14 protein-coding genes and 3 pseudogenes are annotated in these 21984 nt (G+C 74.2%); 11 read left to right on the top strand and 6 right to left on the bottom strand.

Annotation, left to right across the window (positions count from 1 at the left end; genetic code table 11):
• Window positions 1–50 precede the first annotated feature (50 nt).
• The gene (locus ACGRHY_RS03255) at window positions 51–1388 is read right to left on the bottom strand and encodes a hemolysin family protein (protein WP_394633869.1); all 1338 of its coding nucleotides are present in this window, start codon (window positions 1386–1388) and stop codon (window positions 51–53) included.
• Window positions 1389–1775: 387 nt separating this feature from the next.
• Between ACGRHY_RS03255 and ACGRHY_RS03250 the strand changes: the two genes are divergently transcribed.
• From ACGRHY_RS03250 to ACGRHY_RS03235, 4 genes and pseudogenes are all read left to right on the top strand, one after another.
• Window positions 1776–3047, top strand: a complete 1272-nt coding sequence (locus ACGRHY_RS03250) for a VWA domain-containing protein (protein WP_394633868.1) — start codon at window positions 1776–1778, stop codon at window positions 3045–3047.
• Window positions 3047–3868 (top strand): hypothetical protein, encoded by an 822-nt coding sequence (locus ACGRHY_RS03245; RefSeq protein WP_394633867.1) that lies wholly within the window; start codon window positions 3047–3049, stop codon window positions 3866–3868. The genes ACGRHY_RS03250 and ACGRHY_RS03245 overlap by 1 nt, the downstream gene beginning before the upstream one ends.
• A 253-nt stretch (window positions 3869–4121) precedes the next feature.
• Window positions 4122–5981: a thiamine pyrophosphate-requiring protein gene (locus ACGRHY_RS03240; protein WP_394633866.1), complete on the top strand. Its 1860-nt coding sequence runs from the start codon at window positions 4122–4124 to the stop codon at window positions 5979–5981.
• A 172-nt stretch (window positions 5982–6153) separates the two neighbouring features.
• Window positions 6154–6927, top strand: a pseudogene (locus ACGRHY_RS03235) (cytochrome b); the annotation flags it as partial.
• Here ACGRHY_RS03235 and ACGRHY_RS03230 read toward each other — a convergent pair.
• Together ACGRHY_RS03230 and ACGRHY_RS03225 are read right to left on the bottom strand one after the other, a co-directional pair.
• Window positions 6870–7484 (bottom strand): annotated as a pseudogene (locus ACGRHY_RS03230) (cytochrome c oxidase subunit I); the annotation flags it as partial. The pseudogenes ACGRHY_RS03235 and ACGRHY_RS03230 sit on opposite strands and share 58 nt — an antisense overlap.
• A 105-nt stretch (window positions 7485–7589) precedes the next feature.
• On the bottom strand, window positions 7590–8495 hold the full coding sequence (locus ACGRHY_RS03225; RefSeq protein ID WP_394633865.1) for a TVP38/TMEM64 family protein: 906 nt from the start codon (window positions 8493–8495) through the stop codon (window positions 7590–7592).
• Between the two features lie 479 nt (window positions 8496–8974).
• Between ACGRHY_RS03225 and ACGRHY_RS03220 the strand changes: the two genes are divergently transcribed.
• Genes ACGRHY_RS03220 through ACGRHY_RS03190 form a run of 7 tightly spaced genes read left to right on the top strand, consistent with a single transcriptional unit; the run spans window position 8975 to window position 16997 of the window.
• A complete protein-coding gene (locus tag ACGRHY_RS03220) occupies window positions 8975–10384 on the top strand; it encodes a dihydrolipoyl dehydrogenase family protein (RefSeq protein WP_394633864.1) in 1410 nt (469 codons plus the stop codon).
• A gap of 49 nt (window positions 10385–10433) precedes the next feature.
• Window positions 10434–11876, top strand: a complete 1443-nt coding sequence (locus tag ACGRHY_RS03215) for a radical SAM protein (RefSeq protein ID WP_394633863.1) — start codon at window positions 10434–10436, stop codon at window positions 11874–11876.
• Window positions 11877–11879: 3 nt separating this feature from the next.
• Window positions 11880–12674, top strand: a complete 795-nt coding sequence (locus tag ACGRHY_RS03210; RefSeq protein ID WP_394633862.1) for an MTAP family purine nucleoside phosphorylase — start codon at window positions 11880–11882, stop codon at window positions 12672–12674.
• Entirely contained in the window at window positions 12671–13333 is a 663-nt protein-coding gene (locus ACGRHY_RS03205; RefSeq protein WP_394633861.1) for a TIGR04282 family arsenosugar biosynthesis glycosyltransferase, read from the top strand. Before ACGRHY_RS03210 ends, ACGRHY_RS03205 begins: the two co-directional genes overlap by 4 nt.
• A complete protein-coding gene (locus tag ACGRHY_RS03200; protein WP_394633860.1) occupies window positions 13330–14055 on the top strand; it encodes a TIGR04283 family arsenosugar biosynthesis glycosyltransferase in 726 nt (241 codons plus the stop codon). Before ACGRHY_RS03205 ends, ACGRHY_RS03200 begins: the two co-directional genes overlap by 4 nt.
• 36 nt (window positions 14056–14091) lie before the next feature.
• Complete coding sequence (locus ACGRHY_RS03195) at window positions 14092–15768, top strand: radical SAM protein (RefSeq protein WP_394633859.1); 1677 nt, start codon at window positions 14092–14094, stop codon at window positions 15766–15768.
• 23 nt (window positions 15769–15791) lie between these two features.
• Window positions 15792–16997 (top strand): Rossmann-fold NAD(P)-binding domain-containing protein, encoded by a 1206-nt coding sequence (locus tag ACGRHY_RS03190; RefSeq protein WP_394633858.1) that lies wholly within the window; start codon window positions 15792–15794, stop codon window positions 16995–16997.
• Between the two features lie 231 nt (window positions 16998–17228).
• Here ACGRHY_RS03190 and ACGRHY_RS03185 read toward each other — a convergent pair whose 3' ends face one another.
• From ACGRHY_RS03185 to ACGRHY_RS03175, 3 genes and pseudogenes are all read right to left on the bottom strand, one after another.
• The gene (locus ACGRHY_RS03185) at window positions 17229–17987 is read right to left on the bottom strand and encodes a class I SAM-dependent methyltransferase (protein ID WP_394633857.1); all 759 of its coding nucleotides are present in this window, start codon (window positions 17985–17987) and stop codon (window positions 17229–17231) included.
• A gap of 882 nt (window positions 17988–18869) precedes the next feature.
• A pseudogene (locus ACGRHY_RS03180) lies at window positions 18870–20110 on the bottom strand (MFS transporter).
• Window positions 20107–21630, bottom strand: coding sequence for an FAD-dependent oxidoreductase (locus ACGRHY_RS03175; RefSeq protein WP_394633856.1), 1524 nt, complete (start codon window positions 21628–21630; stop codon window positions 20107–20109). The pseudogene ACGRHY_RS03180 and the gene ACGRHY_RS03175 overlap by 4 nt, the downstream one beginning before the upstream one ends.
• Window positions 21631–21984: the final 354 nt, after the last annotated feature.

The raw sequence follows: 21984 nt of genomic DNA, 5'->3' as shown, positions 1-21984 counted from the left end.
GGCCGGAGCCTTGGCCGTGAGGCGACCCCGGGACGGTGCCGGACGGGCGGCTACCCCCCGGAGCCGGGCACCCGCCCGTCGCCGGACTCCGCCTCCCCGGCGGCCCGTCCACCGACGGCGGGCCTGATCCGGACCGCGGTGATGGCGTGATGGTCGACATCGGCGACCTCGACGACCCATCCGGCGACCGCGACGCGCTCCCCGGGCCGCTGCGGAACGTGCCCCAGCTCCGCCAGAACGAGCCCGGCGACGGTGGTGTACCGGCCGTCGGCCCGGTCACCGATGCCGACGCCGACGTCCGGCAGGTCGTGGACGGGGAAGGTCCCGGGGAGCAGCAGGGCCCCGTCCGGCTCGGTACGCACCGTCGCCACGTCGCGGTCGGTCTCGTCGTAGATCTCCCCGACGATCTCCTCCAGCAGATCCTCGATGGTCACGATCCCGTCCACCACCCCGTGCTCGTCGATGACCAGGGCGAACTGTTCACGGGCGGCCATCAGGCGCTTCAGGGACTCCGACAGCCTCATGAACTCGAACAGGTACACAGCCGGCCGGGCCAGTTCCCCCACGGTGGTGTCGCCGTTCCCGCAGCCGACCAGATCGCGCAGGTGGACGACGCCGACGACATCGTCCAGGCTTCCCGAGGACGTGACCGGGGCGCGGGAGTGTCCGGAAGCGGCCAGCGCGGCCCGCGCCCTGCTTGCGGACATGTCACCGGGCAGCCTGAACACCGCACGGCGGGGGACGAGGGCCGTACGCAGGGTCAGCTCGTGGATCTCCAGGGTACTGGAGATGATCGTGCGCTGCTCGGCCGTCAGGCCGCGGTGACCGCTCACCAGCTCGCGGATCTCGTCGGGGCCGGGGGGCCGGCTGCTCTCCTTCGGGTTCCCGCCGAGCAGCCGGACGAGCAGGTCCGTCGACCGGCCCAGAGCCCATACGGCGGGCCGTGACGCGGCGGCCAGGAAGCTCAGCGGTGTGGCCGCGAGCAGGGCCCACCGCTCCCCGAACTGCATGGCCAGCCGCTTGGGGGCCAGCTCGCCCACCACCAGCGTCACGAAGGTCAGAACCAGCGTGACCAGCGCGACGGCCAGTGGTTCGGCCGCCCCGCCGGCGAACGACAGCAGGGGGACCAGAGGTTCCGCCAGCGACACCGCCGCTGTCGCCGATGCCAGGAAGCCCGCCAGCGTGATCCCGATCTGGATGGTGGCGAGGAACCGGTTCGGGTCCTCGATCAGCCGGGCGAGGCGGGCCGCCCGCTTCCCGCCGTGGCGGCGCAGGCGGCGCAGCTGGCTCTCCCGCAGGGAGATCAGGGCGATCTCCGCCCCGGCGAACAGTGCGTTCAGCACCAGCAGAATGGCGATGAGGATCAGATCGGACCAGTAGCCGTCCATAGATCCAGTGTCGCCTCGGAAGGCCCTGCCCGGGCCGCTCGGGTCGCCCATGGGGCCGAGCCGGGCGGAGGCGCCGACCGGGCCGGGCCGGGCCGCGCCGGGGCGGACGGAGATCCCCGCCCGGTACCCCCATACCGGTGATCAGGAGCGTCACGCCGACGAGAACGCCGAAGGCCGAGGCCGGCGTGACGCCGCGGTTGGTCACGCGTACATCGTCGACGATGGTGACACGCCCGTACGGGCAGGGCCGGTCCGTGGGGCGTCCAGGCGCCGAAGGCCGTGCGGCCGGGTCGCCGGGATCCCTGTGGCCGGTGGGAGGTGCTGCCCGAACTGCTGCGCTCCCAGCCCGTTTTGGATCGCGGCGGCGGGGGTCAATAGGATCCGCCGATGATCAGAAAACAATGGCCGGCGATGGGTCTCGGCGCTCTGCTCGCCGTGCTCGCCGCCGGGCTCGCGTTCCCGGCCGGTGCGGCCGCCGACGAGACCACCGCGGACGCGCCGAAGGTCAACCTGGTGATCGACGTCAGCGGTTCGATGCGCGAGCGGGACATCGACGGACAGTCGCGGATGGCCGCGGCCAAGCAGGCGTTCAACGAGGTACTGGACGCCACCCCCGAGGAGGTGCGGCTCGGTATCCGCACACTCGGCGCCGACTACCCCGGCGACGACCGCAGGACCGGCTGCAGGGACACCGCGCAGCTGTACCCGGTCGGCCCGCTGGACCGCACCGAGGCCAAGACGGCGGTGGCCACGCTGACGCCGACCGGCTGGACACCGATCGGGCCGGCCCTGCTGAAGGCGGCCGACGACCTCGACGGCGGCACCGGCTCCAAGCGGATCGTGCTGATCAGCGACGGCGAGGACACCTGCGCCCCGCTCGACCCGTGCGAGGTCGCCCGGGAGATCGCGGCCAAGGGCATCGGCCTGACCATCGACACCCTCGGCCTGGTGCCGAACACGAAGATGCGGCGGCAGCTGAGCTGCATCGCCGAGGCCACCGGCGGCACCTACACCTCGGTGGAGCACACCGACGAGCTCACCGAGAAGGTCAACCAGCTGGTGGAACGGGCGGCCGATCCTGTGGTGACGCCGGTGGCCGTGGAGGGCGCGGAGCGGTGCGCCGACGCGCCGCCCCTGGAGTCCGGCCTGTACACCGACCGCGAGGAGTTCGGCCAGGAGCGCTGGTACCGGGTGGACGTGGCGCCCGGACAGGAGCTGCGCGCCTCGGTGAGCGTGGCGGCGGACCGGGCGGTGAACCCGGACTACGGGGTGCTGCTGCGTGCGGTCACGGTGCACGGCCGGGAGATCGTGCGCGGCGAGGCGGCCGGCAACGGCCGCACCGACGTGATCTCCACGGGCCTGCGCTACCCGAAGTCGGACGGCGACGGCGAGGAGGCGGCGGGGACCGCGGCGGAGACGGTGTGCCTGTGGGTGACGAACTCCTTCTCGGCGGCGTCCGGAGTCAAGACCAGCCCCGGTATGCCGCTGGAGCTGACCGTGGACGTGGTCGACGGTCCGTCGCAGGCCGCTGATGTGGCCTCCCTCGGGCTCGGCCGCGGCTGGTGGCTGCTCGGTGTCCTGGTGGTGACCGGCTTCCTCGCGGGCATGGTGTGGGGCTGGCTGTCGCGTTGGCGTGTCGCGGTGTGGAGGACCAACTGATGTGGATCACACGCGTGGTGAGTGCCGCGCTGCTGACGCTCGGCCTCGCGGCCGGGCCCGCCGCGGCCGACTCGACCCCGTCCCCCGGCCCGTCCGACGACAGCGCGGCGCCCACGTCGGCGGGCACGTCGTTCCGCACGGCGACGGAGGTCGACCAGGGGCGGACGGCGACGGCGAACGCCTCGGCCGGTGACTACCTGTACTGGTCGTTCCCGGCCGACACCGGCCAACGCCCCACGGTGAGGGCGACGGTGAAGCTCCCGGCGGAACACGCGGCGCAGACCTGGCAGATCGACGTCTACGACGGCCTGAGGCGCCGGCAGGCCTGCCAGTACGGCGCGCAGACCCGCACGGCCGCCCCGGGCACCGAGTCGGTGGAGTTGGCGTGCGTGCTGCGCACGGTGCGGGCCTGGTCGGAGCCGTGGGCCGACGATCCGCTGCCGGGCACTTACTACCTCCGGCTGACGGCGGTGGGAGTACGGACGGCCGACCTCGGGCAGCCGGTGGCCGCCGAGGTGCGGGTGGAGTCCAGGGACATGGGCGGGGCGGCGGCCGTGGACGGCCGGCTGGCCGAGCCGCTGATACCGGGCGTCGCGATGGCGCAGCGGCAGGACGAGGACGAGGACGACGACGAGGGCGACTCCGGGGTGGCGGCGGTGCTGTCGGGCATCGAGCCGGACGACGGCTGGTCGTCGGGCCGGTGGTCCGACCGCTGGGTGTGGACGGCGTCCGGCGCGGTGCTGGCCGCGCTCGCGGGCATCGGGGGATACGCGCTGACGCGGGGCTCGTGGCGCCCGCGGCACGTGCCGCCGAACGCCTGAGGCCGAGGCCGCCTGGGGCCCGTCGCTCACGCGGCGGGCCCTTCCCGCGGTTGTCCGGCGAGCGTTCCGTCGCCTGACACGCCGACGCGTTCCCGGCCCGTACCGGCTGCCGTACGGCTCCTCTCCGGCCGTGCCACCGGTACCGGGCGATGTTTCGCACCGGGCGGCACGGTTACCCATGCGACGGCCCGCCGCCCAGGGAACGGACAGGTGCTGGGCCCGCCGCCGACCGCGGAGGAAAGGCCCCACAGCGATGCGGCGGCCGGGCACTTCCAGGACACAGGGAACGGAGAGACGAGTGGCGAACACGAAGGTGGCCGACTACGTTCTGCGGCGGTTGCGCGAGTGGGGAGTGGACCACGTCTTCGGGTACGCGGGAGACGGCATCAACGGTCTGCTGGCCGCGTGGGGCCGGGCGGGGGACGAGCCGAAGTTCGTCCAGTCCCGGCACGAGGAGATGTCGGCCTTCCAGGCTGTGGGGTACGCGAAGTTCTCCGGCAAGGTGGGGGTGTGCGCGGCGACCTCCGGCCCCGGGGCGATCCACCTGCTCAACGGCCTGTACGACGCCAAGCTCGACCATGTCCCGGTGGTGGCGATCGTCGGCCAGACCGACCGCAGCGCGATGGGCGGCTCCTATCAGCAGGAAGTCGATCTGAACAGCCTGTACAAGGACGTCGCCTCCGACTTCTGCGAGATGGCGACGGTGCCCGAGCAGTTGCCCAACCTCATCGACCGGGCGATCCGCACCGCCTACGGGCGTCGCACGGTGACCGCGATCATCCTCCCGGCCGACGTGCAGGAGCTGGACTACACCCCGCCCGCCCACGAGTTCAAGATGGTGCCCTCCAGCCTCGGGCTGGGCAGGTCCGCCCCGGTCCCCGCGGACGAGGACATCACGCGGGCGGCGCAGGTGCTCAACGCCGGCGAGAAGGTCGCCGTGCTGATCGGCCAGGGCGCCCGGGGCGCGCGGAGCGAGGTCGAGCAGACCGCCGACGTGCTCGGCGCCGGAGTGGCCAAGGCGCTGCTGGGCAAGGACGTCCTGCCCGACACGCTGCCCTACGTCACCGGTGCCATCGGCCTGCTCGGCACCCGGCCCAGCTACGAGCTGATGCGCGACTGCGACACCCTGCTGGTGGTCGGCTCCAACTTCCCGTACACCCAGTTCATGCCCGACCTCGACCAGGCACGCGCGGTGCAGATCGACATCGACCCGCACATGCTTGGGATGCGCTACCCCTTCGAGGTGAACCTCGTCGGCGACGCGCGCGTCACCCTGGAGCGGCTGCTGCCGCTGCTGCACCGCAAGGAGGACCGCTCCTGGCGGCACACCGTCGAGGAGAACGTCTCCCGCTGGTGGGAGGTGATGCAGCGGCGCGCCGCGCTGGACGCCGACCCGGTCAACCCCGAGTACGTGGTGCACGCGCTGGACGGCCTGCTGCCCGAGAACGCCATCGTCACCGCCGACTCCGGCTCGTCCGCCAACTGGTACGCCCGCCACCTGCGGTTCAGGGGCGAGATGCGCGGTTCGCTGTCGGGCACGCTGGCGACCATGGGGCCGGGTGTGCCCTACGCCATCGGGGCGAAGTTCGCCCACCCCGACCGGCCGGTCGTCGCCCTGGTCGGCGACGGGGCGATGCAGATGAACGGCCTGATGGAGATGGTCACCGCCGCCAAGTACCACTCCCGGTGGTCCGATCCGCGGCTGGTCGTGTGCGTGCTGAACAACCGGGACCTCAACCAGGTCACCTGGGAGATGCGGTCGATGAGCGGCGCTCCGCAGTTCGAGGAGTCCCAGCACATTCCCGACCTGCCCTACGCCGAGATCGCCACCCGGTTCGGCCTGGACGGGGTTCGTGTGGAGAAGCCGGACGACGTCCGGCCCGCCTGGGAGCGGGCGCTGGCGGCCGACCGTCCCTTCGTCATCGACGTGCGCACCGACCCCGCCGTGCCGCCGATCCCCCCGCACGCCACCCGGGACCAGATGGAGGCCACCGCATCCGCCATCCTGCGCGGTGACAGCGACCGGGGCTCGATGGTCCGGCAGGGGGTCAAGGCCAAGGTTCAGGAGTTCCTGCCCGGCGGCAAGCGTCCCGAGGGGGAGCAGGGCGGGTGAGCGCCCTGCCCACCGCACTCCACGGCACCGGCACCCCGACCGGCGGTCTCCCGGACGCCCCGTCCGCCGAGATCGCGCCCTCCCTACCGCCAAACGCCGGGCGTCCGGCGTTTGGCACACCGCTCGGCGGGCACTGGCGTGCTTCGCGTGGTGAAGGCGAGAAAGGGCGCCGATGTTGCTGTCGAGAAGACGAGCGCGGTGGAGGAACGAGGCGGGGGAGGCGGCGCGTTACGGCTACCGTACGCTGGACCGGCGGCTGCCGGTCTCCGAGGCGGGCCGCGGACTGCTGCGCAAGGTGTTTCCCGACCACTGGTCGTTCCTGCTGGGCGAGCTGGCCCTGTACAGCTTCGCGGTACTGCTGCTGACCGGTGTCTACCTGACGCTGTTCTTCGAACCGAGCATGGCCCAGACGGTTTACACCGGCTCGTACGCGCCGCTGCGCGGGGTGCCGGTGTCCGAGGCGTACGCCTCCACCCTGGAGATCAGCTTCGACGTGCGCGGCGGTCTGCTGGTCCGCCAGACCCACCACTGGACGGCGCTGGTGTTCCTCGCCGCGATCGCCGTGCACATGCTGCGGATCTTCTTCACCGGGGCGTTCCGCAGGCCGCGCGAGGCCAACTGGATGGTCGGGGTCACCCTGTTCCTGCTGGCTACGCTGGAGGGGTTCAGCGGCTACTCGCTCCCCGACGACCTGCTGTCGGGGACGGGACTGCGGATCACCGAGGGCATCATGCTGTCCGTCCCGGTGGTCGGCACCCATCTCGCCTTCCTCGTCCTCGGCGGCGAGTACCCGGGCGAGGACATCGTCCCCCGGCTGTACTCGCTGCACATCCTGCTGGTGCCGGGGCTGCTGGTCGGCCTGATCGTGCTCCACCTGTTCCTGGTCTTCTACCACAGGCACACCCAGTGGGCCTCGCCGGGCCGCACCAACCGCAACAAGGCGGGGCCCTCGTTCCGGATGCGCGGCAGGGCGGTGAAGTTGTGCCGTGGCGGCGGACAGGAGGTCGCCCACTCCAGCGAGCGGCCGTAACCCCACGGGTCGTTCCCCTCGGCCTTCTTCCCGTACCGGGCGGTCCACCAGAGGTTGTACAGGAACACCAGCGTCGAGATCCCCAGGATCATCGAGCCGGCCGTGGAGACGAGATGGAGGGCGGTGTAGCCGTCGGCCGCCAGGTAGTCGGCGTAGCGGCGCGGCATGCCGAACTGGCCGAGCCAGTGCTGGACCAGGAAGGTGACCTGGAACCCGACCAGGGTCAGCGCGAAGTGGATCCTCCCCAGCCGCTCGTCGAGCATCCTCCCGGTGAACTTCGGCCACCAGAAGTAGAAACCGCCGAACATCGCGAAGACGACCGTGCCGAACAGCACGTAGTGCAGGTGCGCCACCACGAAGTAGGAGTCGGTCACATGCCAGTCCATCGGCGGGGAGGCCAGGATGACACCGGTGATCCCGCCGAGCAGGAAGGTGACCAGGGAACCGATCGCCCACAGCATCGGCGCCACGAACCGGGCAACAGGTCCTGAGACGCCGGGCCGGGCACCGATCGCCGGCCACCACCCGGCGCTGTCCGCGTCCGGACCCGCGTCCGGACACCGAGGCGGGCCGCCCGCTCAGCGCCGGGGGCGCCCGGGGCCGGGGCGGAAGGACGGCGCCGACCCGTTTGCCGGCACCGCGCCATGGCCGTCTGCCACCGGGACGCCCCCGGGTACGGACGGGGGCGGGACGGGAACCCGCCGTGCCGGTCGGAGCATTCCCTCCCCGCGGCCCGCCGGCGCCTCACCGGCCACTGTCGGGCGGACCGGACCCCCGGTGCGGGAGCGGACGGCCCGCGCCGCCCACCAGCCACCCGCGCTCAGCAGCAGCAGTGCGGCCGGCGCGGCCCACAGCACGGGGGAGTCCGGATCGCGCAGGGCCCCGCCGAGGCCGGTGTAGACGAGCGTGCCGGGAACGATGCCCAGCGCGGTGGCCGCCACGTAGGGAGCGAACCGGACACCCGCCACCCCCGCCCCGTAGTTGACCATGTTGAAGGGAAACAGCGGCACCAGGCGCAGGACCAGCACGGCCGCGAAGCCGCGGCGGGACAGATACGCGTCGAGGCGCGCCAGCCGCCCCGCCCCCGCGTACCGGGCCACCGCCGGACGCCCCAGCCACCGCGCCAGCCCGAACGAGAGCGCCGCGCCCGCGGTCGCCCCCGCCAGCACCGCCGCCGCACCCAGCGGGAGGCCGAAGAGAGCACCCGCGGAGGCGGTCAGCACCGACCCGGGCAGCAGCGCGGTCACCGCCAGCGCGTAGCAGACGGCGAAGACCAGCGGTCCCCAGACGCCGAGCGAGTCGACCCACCGGCGGATGTCGCCCGGCAGCCCGCCACCGTCCAGCGCGGCCCAGCTTCCCAGAACGGCCAGCAGCACCACGAACACGGCCAGCCGGATCGTCGCCCCCCGGACCGGCGGACGCACCCCGCGCTCCCGCCCGGACGGCGGCGCGGCGGGCTCGGACGGTACGGCTCGGCGAATCACATGTACTCCTGCGAGGTGTCGTGGGCGGTCAGCGTTTCGGCCGCGACCCGGCACGGCGGCGGTTCCGGACGCCGGGCGGGGCCGCTCGGCCGGGCGGGGCCGTGCGGTGAGGCCGGGGCGGGGAGCCGTGGCAGGCGGTGACGCGACGGCGCCCGCCCCCCGCCCGCCCATCGGGCCGCCCTTCCCGGTCCGGTACCGCTCGTGCCGTATGCGCCGCAGGGTTCCGCGGGGCCGGTACGCGCCTGTCGGCGGACCTGCCGCGCTCCGCGGCCTCACCGGGAACCCGGTCGGCCGCCACGCCATTCCGTCCATGCCGTTCCATCCGCGACACGCCGGACCGGAGGACCGGTCCGGGGCGCCACCGCCGGAAACCTGTGTGCGGAGGGAAGGCTGGAGTTGTCCCGGCGGGTTACCCTCCCGCGCCGCTGACCGCGGCCGAACCGCCGTACCCGCCCGGAGAGCTGGAGAAGGACTGCACCATGAGCGTCTACGACCTGGTGGTCATCGGCGGCGGAAGTGCCGGACTGACGGCGGCCCGCACCGCCGGGCGGTTCGGCGCCCGGACCCTGCTGGTGGAGCGGAACCGGCTGGGCGGGGACTGCCTGTGGACGGGATGCGTGCCCAGCAAGGCGCTGCTGCACGCGGCCGCCGAGGTGGCGGCCGCCCGCCGTGCCGGGGACCACGGTCTGTCCGCCCCTGCCGGCCCCGCCGATCTGGCTGCGGTGATGGGGCGCATCAGACGGGCGATCGCCGCGATCGAGCCGCACGACTCGGCCGAGGCGCTCGGTTCGCTCGGTGTGAAGACGGCGCACGGCCGTGCCGTCTTCACCGGGCCGCGCACCCTCGCCGTCGACGGGCGGGAGGTGTCCTTCCGGTACGCGGTGATCGCCACCGGCTCGTCCCCGGCCCTGCCCCCGGTCCCCGGTCTGGCCGAGGCGGATCCGCTGACCAGCGACACCGTCTGGGACCTGGCCGAGCTGCCGGCGCGCCTGGTCGTGCTGGGCGGCGGACCCATCGGATGCGAGCTGGGCCAGGCGTTCGCACGCCTCGGCTCGCAGGTGACGATCGTGGAGGCGGCGGACCGGCTGATGCCCCGTGAGGAGCCGCGCGCCTCCCGGGTGCTGCGGGAGCGGCTTGAGTCCGAAGGGCTCACAGTCCTGACCGGCCACCGGGCCGAGAAGGCCGACGGCGGGGCGCTGTACGGCCCGGGCGGACCCCTGCCGTACGACGTCCTGCTGGCCGTCACCGGCCGCAGCGCCGGCACCGCCGGGCTCGGCCTGGAGTCGGCCGGGGTGGAGCTGACCGGGCGCGGACACGTCCGGGTGGACGACCGGCTGCGTACCGCCAACCCGCGCGTCTACGCCGCCGGGGACGTCACCGGCCGCTCGGCCTTCACCCATCTGGGCGGCGTGCAGGGGGCGGCCGCCGCCACGGACGCCCTGCTCGGGGTGCGGCGCCGGATCGGCTACGACGCCGTGCCGCAGGTGACGTACACCGACCCCGAGATCGCTCGCGTGGGGCTGACCGCCGACGAGGCGCGCGAGAGGTTCGGCGACGCGGTACGGGTGCGCTCCCTGGACCACGACCGGGTCGACCGGGCCGTCGCCGACGGCCGTACCGAGGGCCTCACCACCCTGGTGCTGGGCCCGCGCGGCCGAGTCGTCGGCGCCACGGTCGTCGCGCCGCGGGCCGGGGAGACGATCGCGCACCTGGCCTCCGCGGTCCGGCTGGGCTGGACCGCGTCCGAGTACGCCCGGACCGTGCACCCCTACCCGACCTACGCCGACGGCCCCTGGCACGCAGCCCTGGCCGACGTCCACGCCCGCCTGGCCCGCGGCAGCCGGGCCACCGGCGCGCTGCTCACCCTGCGCAGGAAGGTACGGCGGTGATCCCCCGGCCGGTACCCGGCACCCCACGCACAGAGCAGGAGAACACCCGATGGGACTGATGGCGTCGCTGCGCGCCCTGGAACGTGCCACCCGCCCCTACGACCCGGAGTTCGTGGCGGCGATGGAGCGCCGCTGGGCCGAACTGCCGCAGTCGGCCAGAACACCCGCCCAGGTCATCGGCCGGCACGCCGTGGGGTGCGAGGGCACCCACGGCGTCTTCCCCAGGTGCAACCTGAAGTGCACCCCCTGCTACCACTCCCGCGACGCCAACGCCGTCCGCGTCGACGGCCCCCACACCCGTGAGCAGGTCGCCGCCCAGATGGGCCTGCTGCGCAGGCTGCGCGGCCCGCGCGCCCACGCCCAGCTCATCGGTGGCGAGGTCAGCCTGCTGCCGCCCGACGACCACGCAGCCGCCCTGGAGATCATGCGTGAGCACGGCCGCGAGCCGATGAGCTTCACCCATGGCGACTTCGACTACGACCACCTGGTGCGGCTGGCGCTGGGACCCGACGGCAGGAGGCGTTTCGGCCGGCTCTCCTTCGCCGCGCACTTCGACAAGCTCATGTACGGGCGGCGCGGCATCGAACGCCCGCCGAGCGAGAGGGCGCTGAACCCCTACCGCCGGCGCTTCACCCACATGTTCGCCAGGCTCCGCCGCGAACACGGCGTACGCTCCTTCCTCGCCCACAACATGACCGTCACCCCCGGCAACCTGGAGGAGGTCGCGGACGTCATCCGCGACTGCCACGCCATGGGGTTCGGCATGTTCTCCTTCCAGCCGGCCGCCTTCGTCGGCGACGAGCGGCGCTGGAAGGAGGACTACCGCGAGGCGACCCCGGACGCGGTGTGGGCGGAGATCGAGCGCGGCGCCGGTGCCCGGCTGGACCACGACGTGTTCCACAACGGCGACGTGCGCTGCAACCGCACCGCCTACGGCTTCTACGCCGGCGAGCGGTGGTTCCCCTTCCTGGACGGGGACGACCCCCGCGACCTGGCGGTGCGCGACGCCTTCTTCCGCCACTTCGGGAAGGTCAACTTCACCGGCACCCCGCCCGCCCTGCTCGCCGCCAGAGTGCTGCGCGTCGTCGTCCGGCACCCGGCCGCCGTCACCACGGCGCTGGGCTGGCTGGTGCGCACGGTGCGCCGCGTGGGCGTCGGCGGGCTGCTCCGCAACCGCCTGCGGGTACGGCCGGTGACGTTCGTGATGCACCAGTTCATGGACGCCGAGGACGTCGCCCCGGCCTGGGAGCTGATGCGGCGCGGCGAGACGAGCGAGGACCCGAGGCTGCGCGAGACCCAGGAGCGGCTGTCCGCCTGCCACTACGCCATGGCCCACCCCGAGGACGGCACCCTGGTGCCCGCCTGCGTCCAGCACTCCGTCCTCGACCCGGGCGAGAACGCGGCGCTGCGCACCCTGCTGCCGGTCGTCGGGGTCCGCGACCGCACCACCCGCCCCGGACCCTCCACCGCCGAGGACAACGAGGAGAAGTAGCCCATGCGCATCGGAGTCATCACCGGCTCGGGCAGCTACCGCTGGCCCCACCTGCACGACGCCGCCGAGCAGGCCGTCACCACCGGCCACGGAACGGTCACGGTCACCGAGGGCCGTCTGCCCGGCGGGGAGATCGTGCAGCTGTCCCGGCACGGCGAGGGCCACCACCGGCTGTCCGGCCAGGTCGACCACAAGGCCAACCTCGCCGCCCTGCTCGACCGCAAGGTCGAGGCCGTGGTGTCCCTCACCGTCTGCGGATCCGTGGACGCGGCCGTCCGGCCCGGCTCGCTGGTGGTCTTCGACGACCTGTACTTCCCCGCCAACCGGCTGCCCGACGGCAGCCTGTGCACCTGGTACGACACCCCCGGCGAGGCCGGCCGCGGTCACTGGATCTTCGAGAGGCCCTTCAGCGAACCGCTGCGCCAGGCACTGGTCACCGCCGCCGGGCACACCGGGGTGCCCGTCGTCCCCGGCGGGGTGTACGGGCACGTGGACGGCCCCCGGTTCAACAGCCGCCCCGAGATCGCGGCCCTGGCCGCCGCGGGCGTCACCGCCGTCAGCCAGACCGCGGGTCCGGAGGCGGTTCTCGCCGGAGAGGCCGAACTGCCCCTGGCCCTGGTCGGGTTCGTCACCGACCACGCCAACGGCGTCGCACCCGTGCCCGAGCCGGTCGAGGCACTGCTGGAACGGATGGCGGCGAGCCGGAAGGTCCTGGCCGACCTGGTCGGGCACGCCCTGCCCCTGCTGGACGCGCAGCCGGTGACACCCGCTGGGGTCGTCCACCGGTTCGGCTCGTGAGCACGGGAACCCCCGCCGTCCTGGTGATGGCCAAGGAACCCCGGCCGGGCACGGTCAAGACCCGGCTGCATCCGCTGCTCGGCCCCGCACGCTGCGCCGGGTTGCAGGCCGAACTCATCCGGCACGCCCTGGAGACGGTGGCGTCGCTCGGTCTGCGCACCTACCTGGCGTACACCACGGGCGACGGCCCGGCCGCCGCCCGCGACCCGGCGCCCCCCGCCGTCCGCATGCTCACCCAGCGCGGCGGGGACCTCGGGCGGCGGCTGGCGGCCGCGACGGGGGAGGCGTTCGCCGACGGAGCCGGACCGCTGCTGGTCATCGGAACCGACGCACCCACCCTGACCGGTGACCTGCTGGCCGCCGCCCTCACGGCCCTGGACGGCCGGGACGTGGTGCTGGGGCCGGCGCTGGACGGCGGCTACTACCTGATCGGCACACACGCCCCGCACCCCCGGCTCTTCGGTCTCGACCCGGCGTGGTGGAGCACGGACAAGGTGCTGGCCGCCACCCTCGCGCTCGCCGCCGGCCAGGGGCTGCGCACCGAACTCCTCTCCCCCCTGCGGGACCTGGACACTCCCGGGGACGCCGCCGCACTCCTGCGGGATCCGCTGCTGCCGCCCCGGATCGCCGCCCTGCTCCGGCCCGAGGAGAACACGTGAAGGTGTCGGTCATCGTCCCCGTCCTCGACGAGGAGGACACGATCCAGGCCGCGCTGGGCCGCCTGCGCCGGGACTTCCCCGACTGCGAGCTGATCGTCGTCGACGGCGGTTCCACCGACGCCACCGCCGCCCTCGCCGCCCCCCACGCGACGGTGGTGCGCGGTGCCCGCGGTCGCGCCCGGCAGATGAACGAAGGCGCCCGCCACGCCCATGGCGAGGTGCTGTGGTTCGTCCACGCCGACACCGCGATCGACCCGGCCGCCCTCGGCCAGATCCGCGCCTGCCTCACCGACCCGCGGGTGGTCGGGGGAGGGCTGACCCTCCGCTTCGACCGCAGGACCCCCGGCCTGGACTACCTGGCCCGGACGTCCAACATAAGGGCCCGCCGCCTGCACCATGTCTTCGGCGACCAGGCCATGTTCGTCCGCCGCACCGTCTTCGACGACCTCGGCGGCTTCCCGGACCTGGCCATCATGGAGGACCTGGAGATGTCGCGGCGTCTGCACCGGCGCGGCCGGCTGCGCCTGCTGCCCGCCACCTCGACGGCCTCCTCCCGCCGCCTGACCGCCCATGGCACCTGGCGCATGATCGCCTTCATGCAGTACCTGAAACTGCTGTACTTCGCGGGCGTCGACCCCGAATCCATCCGCGCCCGCTACGCCGCGGGCCCCGGACTCCTCCTGTGCCGCGAACGGTTCCGACCGGCCTCGCGGAACCCCTGACACCCCGCACCACCTTCCCGACCCTGGAGAAACCCCATGCGCATCGCGGTATGCGGAGGCCCCTACGGCAATCCGTACGCCCTGGCGGCCTTCGTCGACGACGCCCGCGCCCGAGGCTGCGAGCGGCTTTTCTGCCTGGGCGACCTCGGCGGGTTCGGAGCCGAGGTCGACGCCCTGTGGCCGATCCTGACCGACAACGCCGTCGAGTGCGTCGCGGGTAACTACGACGTGGCCGTCGCCCGCGGCGACACCGACTGCGGCTGCGGCTACCGCGACCCGAAGGACAACGAGTACGCCCAGCTGATCTACGACCACACCCTGGCCACCACCGGCCGCGACTTCGCCGCCTGGATGGGCACCCTGCCCACCGAACACCGCGAGACCATCGACGGCACGGACGTCCACATGGTCCACGGCTCCACCCTGGCGCTGAACGACTTCTGGTGGGAGTCGCTTCCCGAGGACCAGCACCGCCTGCGCGCCGAGGCGTCCGGCGCGGACGTGGTGCTGTGCACCCACAGCGGCCTGCCCTGGCAGCGGCGCGTCGGCGACACGCTGGTGGTCAACGTCGGAGTGCTCGGCAAACCGGCCAACGACGGCCGCCGCGAGGTCCGGTACGCCGTCCTCGACCTCGACGGCGGGTGCGTGTCCGCGGAACTGGTCCCCCTCGCCTACGACTGGCGGGCCCAGGCCCGGTCGATGCGCGCCGCCGGGCTGCCCGAGGTGTTCGCCGAGACCATCGAGACCGGCTGGTGGACCACCTGCCTGGAGGTCCTGCCCCCACCCGAGCGCTCCCGGGGCCGCTACCATCTCTACCGCTCCACCCTGCCCGCCGGTTTCACACCCGCCGAGGACCGCTGGGGGCCGTCCGCCGAACCGGACCCGCACGGCGACCGCCCGGTGGTGCCGCTGTTCGGCACCGCGTACTTCCCGTCCCGGCTGTGGCTCTACACCAACTTCCACTGCAACCTGGCCTGCGACTACTGCGCGGTGGCCTCCTCGCCGAAGGCGGACCCCCGCACCCTGCCCGCCGACACCGTCCGAGCCCTGGCCGACGAGGCCGTCGGGGCCGGGTTCACCGAGCTGTACCTCACCGGCGGCGAGCCCTTCCTCCACCCCGACATCGTCGAGATCCTCGACCACGCCTCCACGCGGCTGCCCACCGTCGTCATGACCAACGCCATGCTGCTGCGCGGCCGCCGCGCCGACGGACTGGCCGACCTGGCCGGCCGCAAGCTCACCGTCCAGACCTCCCTGGACGGTGCAACCGCCCACACCCACGACGCGCACCGCGGCTCCGGCTCCTGGCGGCGGACCCTGGACGGCATCCGCCGCCTGATCGACCTCGGCCTGCCCCCGCGCGTCGCCCTCACCGAAACCCCGGACAACACCCGCGAGATCCCCGCGGTCGCCGAACTGCTGGCCTCACTCGGCCTGCCCGCCGACCACTTCGCCGTACGCCCGCTGCTGCGCCGCGGCTTCTCCGAGAGCGGGGTCGAGATCGGCGAGGACTCCAGCATCCCGGAACTGGCCGTCACCGCCGACGGACTGCACTGGCACCCCGCCGGAGCCGACCTGGCCACCAGCCCCGACCTGCACCTCGCCCCCGCCGGAACCCCCCTGGAGACCGGCAAACAGCGGGTGACCGAGCGGTTCTTCACCGCCCGCCTCACCGACGGCAGCCTGCCCCGCCCCGTTCACTGCGCCGTCTGACCCGCGGGCAGGAGGGAGTCACCATGCAACGACACGTCGCGATCCTCGGCGCCGGGCCCGTCGGCCTCGACGCCGCACTCGCCTGCGCCGACGCCGGATGGCCGTTCACCGTCTACGAGGCGGGCGGCACCACCGCCGCCCATGTACGGACCTGGGGGCACGTGCGCCTGTTCACCCCCTGGGACCTCAACGTCTCCCACCGGATGCGCCGCCACCTGCCGAACGCCCCGGCCGGCGACGACTGCCCCACCGGAGCCGAACTCGCCGACCGCCTGCTCGACCCGATCGCCGCGCTGCCCGTACTCGAGGGCCGCGTCCGGCTGCGCACCCGGGTCGCCGCCCTCGCCCGTACCGGCCTGCTCAAACACGAACAGATCGGCACCGGCGTCCGCGCCGCCGCGCCCTTCACCCTCCTCCTCGACACCCCTGGCGACCCCGCTCGCGCGGAGGAGACCGCCGAGGCCGGCCTCGTCCTGGACTGCACCGGCACCTACTCCCACCCCAACCCCCTCGGCGCCGGCGGCATCCCCGCCCCCGGCGAGCGGGCCCTGGACCACCGCATCACCCGCACCATCCCACCCACCGGCGACCCGGACCGCTGGGCGGGCACCGTCCTCCTCGTCGGCGCCGGGAAGTCCGCCCAGACCGCCGCCGACGCCCTGGCCCGCCTGCCCGGTACCCGTCTGGAATGGGTGGTGCGCGGCCCCTCGCCCGACTGGGGCGCCGTCCCCGGCGACACGCTGCCGGGCCGCCGCCGGCTCGTCGACACCTCACGGGCCCTGGCCGACGGCTCCTGCGACCGCGTCACCGTGCACACCGGCGCCCACGTCCGGGCCCTGAGCTCCGACGGCGACCGGATCCGCGCGGACCTCGCCACCGGGCACGGCCCGCGCGAGATCGTCTGCGACCACATCGTGGCGCTGACCGGGTACAGCGGCGACGCCTCCCTCCACCGGCAGCTCCAGATCCACGAGTGCTACGCCACCGCCGCCCCCATGAACCTCTCCGCCGCCCTGCTCGGCTCGGCCGGTGGCGACTGCCTGGCCCAGCCGTCCACCGGGATCGAGATCCTGCGCACCCCCGAACCGCACTTCTTCGTCCTCGGCGCCAAGTCCTACGGCCGCCTGAACACCTTCCTGCTGCGCGCCGGATACCAGCAGGTCGACGAGATCGCCGGCGCATACGCGCCGCAGTCCCGTACGCCCGGGCGGGCACGCGCCGTACCGTGAGCGGCCACTGCCCGCCCCGCCCCGAGGTTCGGCGTCTTCGGACGTCAGCAGCCTGTCCGGTACATGGTCGACCGGGTACTGCCGTGCCATGGCACGGCAGTACCCGGTGCGCGGAGCACGAGCCGCTGACGCGCGCTCCCGGCGAGGCGGCGCGGCGAGTTCCACGGGCACGGTGAGGCGGAAGCCGCCCCCTGTTCCGGCGGCGTGTGCGGCGGCCGGGCGGCCGCCGTGTCACTTCCGTACGGCGGTGATGCGGCGCAGCGGTACCGGCAGGCCGGCGTGCACGCGGGCCGCCACGCGCAGCCACCGGCGAGCCGCCCGCAGCCGCCACGCCGGCAGACCGGGCAGGTAGAGCGAGGACAGGAACAGGTCGGCGTCCGCGGGCCCGGCCGGTCGGTAGATGAAGCGGCGCCGCCGGTCGTCGGCCAGGCGCAGCCCGGCCGCGCCCAGGAGACGGGGCAGCGGGCGCCGCAGCGCGGCATCGTTGGGGTAGCCGATGGTGCGGCCGAGCGCGGCCAGCAGGCCGGCCAGCCACAGCGGGTCGGCGCCCCGCAGGGGCCCCCGGTCCGGCACGAGTGCCACCAGACGGCCGCCCGGCGGAAGGACCCGGCCGGCCTCGGCCAGCACGCCGGGCAGCGGGGTCATGATCTGCAGGGCCATCGCGCACACCACTGTGTCCGTGCTGCCGGTGGCGAGCGGCAGGGCGCCGGCGTCCGCGAGCAGCAGCGGGCCGGCCCCTCTGTCCCGCGCCAGGGCCAGTTCCGCAGGGGAGGTGTCGACCCCGACGTACGGCCGCTCCCGCAGGGCGGGCCACATCGGGGCACTGCCGCAGGCCAGATCCAGGACCCCGCCTTGCGGAGGGACGGCGTCGAGCAGCCACTCGTACGGGGTGGTGCGGCCGTCGCGGTGGGCGGTGCGGGTCAGCACCGCCTCGGTGATCCCGGAGCGCTCGCGGTGGAACTCGGCGAGGTAGCCGTCCGGCCAGGTCATGGTGATCGTGCCTCCGTGTGCCGGCCGGATCGGGGGACCGCCCCCGCCGGGGTGCGGACGCGGCTTCACCCGGCCGGCCCCACGGCCCGGACCCTCGCGCACGAGGGCGGGACCGACCCGCCTTCGCAGCCGTCCGTGCCGGGCAGCCGGGCCCTCGGCGGTGAAAACGCACGAGAGCGTGGATACCTGTGCACCACGGGCCCCGGGTCCCCGGAGGGTCCACCGCCAAACAGCCGTCCCGCTTCCGCGGCCGGGCACCTTCCGACCACGGCGCCCACGCCTCAGTTCGGGCAGAGACGATCCTGCGGAGTGATGGATTCGCGTCATGCCCTCCGGCCGGGGCGCGGAAGTTCCGAAACGCCGGGCCCGCGCAGCGGTCACCGGTGGAGTGGCGCTCCACCGCGCCGACGGCCGAGCGCGGCCACCCCGCGACCACCATGGACCCAGGACCGGTCGGCACCGATCCGCCGAGCGGGCGCCCTGGCCGGCCGGCGGCCGGGGAAGCGGCGCGGGTGATGCGGTCACTCCGCGGCCGCCAGGCCCCGAAAACGGTGAAGGCCACTGCCGCCGTCCGGTAGAAGCGGCCCTGCGACCTGCGAAACCGCTGGTCGGGGGGACAGGACCCGAACATGCGACACCTTGACCCCAGCGGCCGGAGGCCGCTGTTCCAGGGGCGATCGGTGCTTCCCGGTCCGTCGCCGCGTGGAGAACGCCCGGGTCGCTCGGATGCGCGCACCCCGTGTGGTCCCCGGACGGCCCCCGTGAACCCGCCCGGGAAGCATGGGCCTGCCCGTATCTCCGTCGTGCGCTCTCCTGCCCGATGCCCACAAGGGCTCCCTGGTCCGGGCGGCGCCGACTCGTATGCGCGTCAACGGAGCGAGTTCAGGCGGCATGGCGCCCTCCATCGCCGCGGACGGTGCGGGGTTTGGTGCCGAGCGCACCGAGGGCCGCCACGAAGGAGACGACGGCGAGGACGGTGAGCATGTGGGGGTAGCCGCCCAGTGGTGCGGCCAGGGCTGCTCCGGCGAAAGGAGCGAGAGCGGACGCCGTGGTGGTGGGGGCCGCGAGGAGCCCGGAGAGACGGCCGTAGTGGCTGGTGCCCCACCGGTCGGTGACGGCGGTGGCCTGCAACAGGGTGAGGTTTCCGCGGACCATGCCGGCGGCGGCGGACAGGGTGAGCAGCAGGCCGTAGGGGCCCGGGACGAGCGCGAGGGCGGCGGTGGTGGCGCCGCCGAGTGCGACCAGCGACGTGGTGCGTGCGGTCACGGTGGTGCGGCGGGCGAGGGCGGCGTACAGGGCGCGGCCGGCGGTCTGTCCGGCGCCGCCCAGGCCCAGGGCCCAGGCGGCCTGAGTGGTGGTGTAGCCGCGTTCGACCAGGAGGGGGACGAGGGCGATGACGACGGCGGAGACGGCGAGGGCCGAAAGAGTCAGGGAGATCGCCAGCATCCGGAACGGCCGGGTGCGCGCCGCCGCGGCGACGTTGCCGGTGGTACGGGCGGACTCGGAGGGGACCGCGGGCCAGGGCGCGCGCAGGGCGAGGGCATGGGCGGGGATGGTGACGGCGGCGAGGACCGCCGCGAGGACGGCGTAGGTGGCGCGCCAGGAAAGGTGGTCGGCCAGCACCGCGGTGAGGGGCGCGAAGACGGTGGAGGCCAGCCCGCCGGCGAGGGTGACGGCGGTCAGGGCGCGGATGTGGTCGGGGGCCCACCAGCGGGTCAGGGCGGCGAAGGCGGGCTGGTAGAAGGTGGCCGCCATCGCCCCTCCGGCCAGCAGCCACCCGGTGAAGAACACGGCCGGGTTCGGAGCGGCGGCGATGACCAGGAGACTGACCGTGCCGAGGACCGAGCCGGCGGTCATGACGGTGCGTGGTCCGCGGTGGTCGATGATCCGGCCGACACGGATCCCGGCGAGGGCGGAGACGAGCAGGGCGAGGGAGAACGCGGCCGTTGTCGCCCCGGTCGGCCAGCCGGTGGCCGTGGTGATCCTCGGGTTCAGCACGGGAAGGCGTAGTAGACGATTCCCCAGCCGGTGATCTGGGTGGCGCAGAGGGCGGGGAGGGTGGCGCGGGGTCGCGACCGGTCCCCCGATCCGGTCGCGACCCCGCTGCTGTGAGGGGTGGTCACGCGCCGCAGCAGCCGCCGGCCGGGGCCTGGTCGGCGGGTGTGGTCCGGTCGGTCTGTGCGGTCTGTGCGGCCGGGGTCGTGGCCGGTGCGGGGGTGGCTGTTGCGGGGGTGGTGAGCTGGACGGGCTGCGGTTCGGGTGCCGGGGCGCCGCAGCAGCCCCCGCCGGTCTGGTCGCTGCCTTCGGCCGTCTCGGGGGTGTCGAAGAGTCCGGCGCCGCCGCACACTCCGGTCTCGGGCAGGGTCAGCTCCACGCGGTCGGCCGACTCCAGGTCTCCGGCGAGGGCGGCGGCGGTGGAGCGGACCTGCTCGTAGCCGGTCATGGCCAGGAAGGTCGGGGCGCGGCCGTAGGACTTCATGCCCACCAGGTGGACGCCGGGTTCGGGGTGGGACAGCTCGCGGTGGCCGTGGGGGTAGACGGTGCCGCAGGAGTGGACGTTGGGGTCGATCAGCGGGGCGAGTGCCACCGGTGCCTGGAGGCGCTCGTCCAGGCCCAGGCGCAGTTCGGACAGGAAGGACAGGTCGGGGCGGAAGCCGGTGAGGACGATGAGCTGGTCGACCGGTTCCAGCCGCCGCCCGTCCTCGCCGACCAGGATCAGGCGTCCGTGGCCGTCGCGCTCGATGGCCTGGGTGCGGAAGCCGGTGACGGCGTCGGCGTACCCGTCGTCGACGGCGGCCTTGGCGGCCAGACCCAGGGCGCCGCGGGCGGGGAGCTGGTCGGCCTCGCCGCCGCCGAAGGTGGAGCCGGAGATGCCGCGGCGCAGGATCCAGGTGGCGTGGGTGCCTTCTCCGTCGTCGGAGCGGGCGAGGTCGGCCAGGTAGGCCAGCGCGGTGAAGGCGGAGGCGCCGGAGCCGATGACAGCGGTGCGGCGGCCGGCGTGACGGGCGCGGACGGCCGGGTCGGTGAGGTCGGGGACGCGGTAGGTGATGCGGTCGGCCGCGGCGTGCTCGCCGAGGGCGGGCAGGCCGTCGCCGCCGGCCGGGCCGGGGGTGGTCCAGGTGCCGGAGGCGTCGATGACGGCGCGGGCCAGGATCCGCTCCTCGCGCCCGTCGGCGTACCGGACGTGCACGGTGAAGGGCTGGCCGGCGCGGTCGGCGTCCACGACGCGGTCGCGGCCGGTGCGGGAGACGCCGGTGACGGTGGCGCCGTAGCGCACCCGGTCGGCGAGGGCGTCGGCGAGCGGCTGGAGGTAGTGCTCGGCCCAGTCGCCGCCGGAGGGGTAGCCGACCGGGTCGGGCCGGACCCAGCCGGTGGGGGCCAGCAGCTTCTCGGCGGCCGGGTCGACGACCTCGCCCCAGGGGGAGAACAGCCGCACGTGGCTCCACTGCCGCACCGCGCTGCCCGCGGCCGGTCCGGCCTCCAGGACCAGCGGATCAAGGCCGCGTTCGGTCAGATGGGCGGCGGCGGCCAGGCCGACGGGACCGGCTCCGATCACGGCGACGGGCAGCTCGGCGTTGGTGGGCGAGTTCACGGCGACTCCTCGGGTGTTTCGACATCTGTCGATGGCTTGCGCGATCAGCATGACACTTGATTCGACGGACGTCAACATAGATGGTTATCGAAACGGGGAGGTGTTCGCGGAGTGCTCCGACGCTGTGGTGACCGGGGCGGGCCGACGGGTCGTGGCCGCGCCGCTGGGGCGGTCTCCCCATGTTCTCGCCCACTCGGTTCAGCGCGCTGCCGGGCCTGCCGTTCCGCGGGGACGGCGGCCGTCGCCCGCATCGCGGCGAAGCCGTCGGCCGCCCGACCCGGTACGCGCGGCACCCGGGGACCGGGATCCGCGCCCGCGTGCGGGTCGAGGCGGTCGGGGGTGGCGGCGCCGGCTTCGGCGTCCGCACGGCCGACGGCGCGCGGGAGAACGTCGGTGTGGTACTGC

It is taken from the genome of Streptomyces shinuiensis (assembly GCF_043660855.1).
Taxonomy (GTDB): Bacteria; Actinomycetota; Actinomycetes; order Streptomycetales; family Streptomycetaceae; genus Streptomyces.
The sequence above is the reverse complement of the archived record's forward strand: the minus strand, read 5'-3'. Positions and strand labels throughout refer to the sequence as shown.

Bases quoted from the DNA above. Each gene is read 5' to 3' on its own strand.
- ACGRHY_RS03240 (WP_394633866.1), top strand. From the start codon at position 4,122: ATGCGGCGGCCGGGCACTTCCAGGACACAGGGAACGGAGAGACGAGTG.
- ACGRHY_RS03215 (WP_394633863.1), top strand. From the start codon at position 10,434: ATGGGACTGATGGCGTCGCTGCGCGCCCTGGAACGTGCCACCCGCCCC.
- ACGRHY_RS03175 (WP_394633856.1), bottom strand. From the start codon at position 21,630: ATGCTGATCGCGCAAGCCATCGACAGATGTCGAAACACCCGAGGAGTC.
- ACGRHY_RS03210 (WP_394633862.1), top strand. From the start codon at position 11,880: ATGCGCATCGGAGTCATCACCGGCTCGGGCAGCTACCGCTGGCCCCAC.
- ACGRHY_RS03255 (WP_394633869.1), bottom strand. From the start codon at position 1,388: ATGGACGGCTACTGGTCCGATCTGATCCTCATCGCCATTCTGCTGGTG.
- ACGRHY_RS03250 (WP_394633868.1), top strand. From the start codon at position 1,776: ATGATCAGAAAACAATGGCCGGCGATGGGTCTCGGCGCTCTGCTCGCC.
- ACGRHY_RS03220 (WP_394633864.1), top strand. From the start codon at position 8,975: ATGAGCGTCTACGACCTGGTGGTCATCGGCGGCGGAAGTGCCGGACTG.
- ACGRHY_RS03195 (WP_394633859.1), top strand. From the start codon at position 14,092: ATGCGCATCGCGGTATGCGGAGGCCCCTACGGCAATCCGTACGCCCTG.
- ACGRHY_RS03245 (WP_394633867.1), top strand. From the start codon at position 3,047: ATGTGGATCACACGCGTGGTGAGTGCCGCGCTGCTGACGCTCGGCCTC.
- ACGRHY_RS03190 (WP_394633858.1), top strand. From the start codon at position 15,792: ATGCAACGACACGTCGCGATCCTCGGCGCCGGGCCCGTCGGCCTCGAC.
- ACGRHY_RS03185 (WP_394633857.1), bottom strand. From the start codon at position 17,987: ATGACCTGGCCGGACGGCTACCTCGCCGAGTTCCACCGCGAGCGCTCC.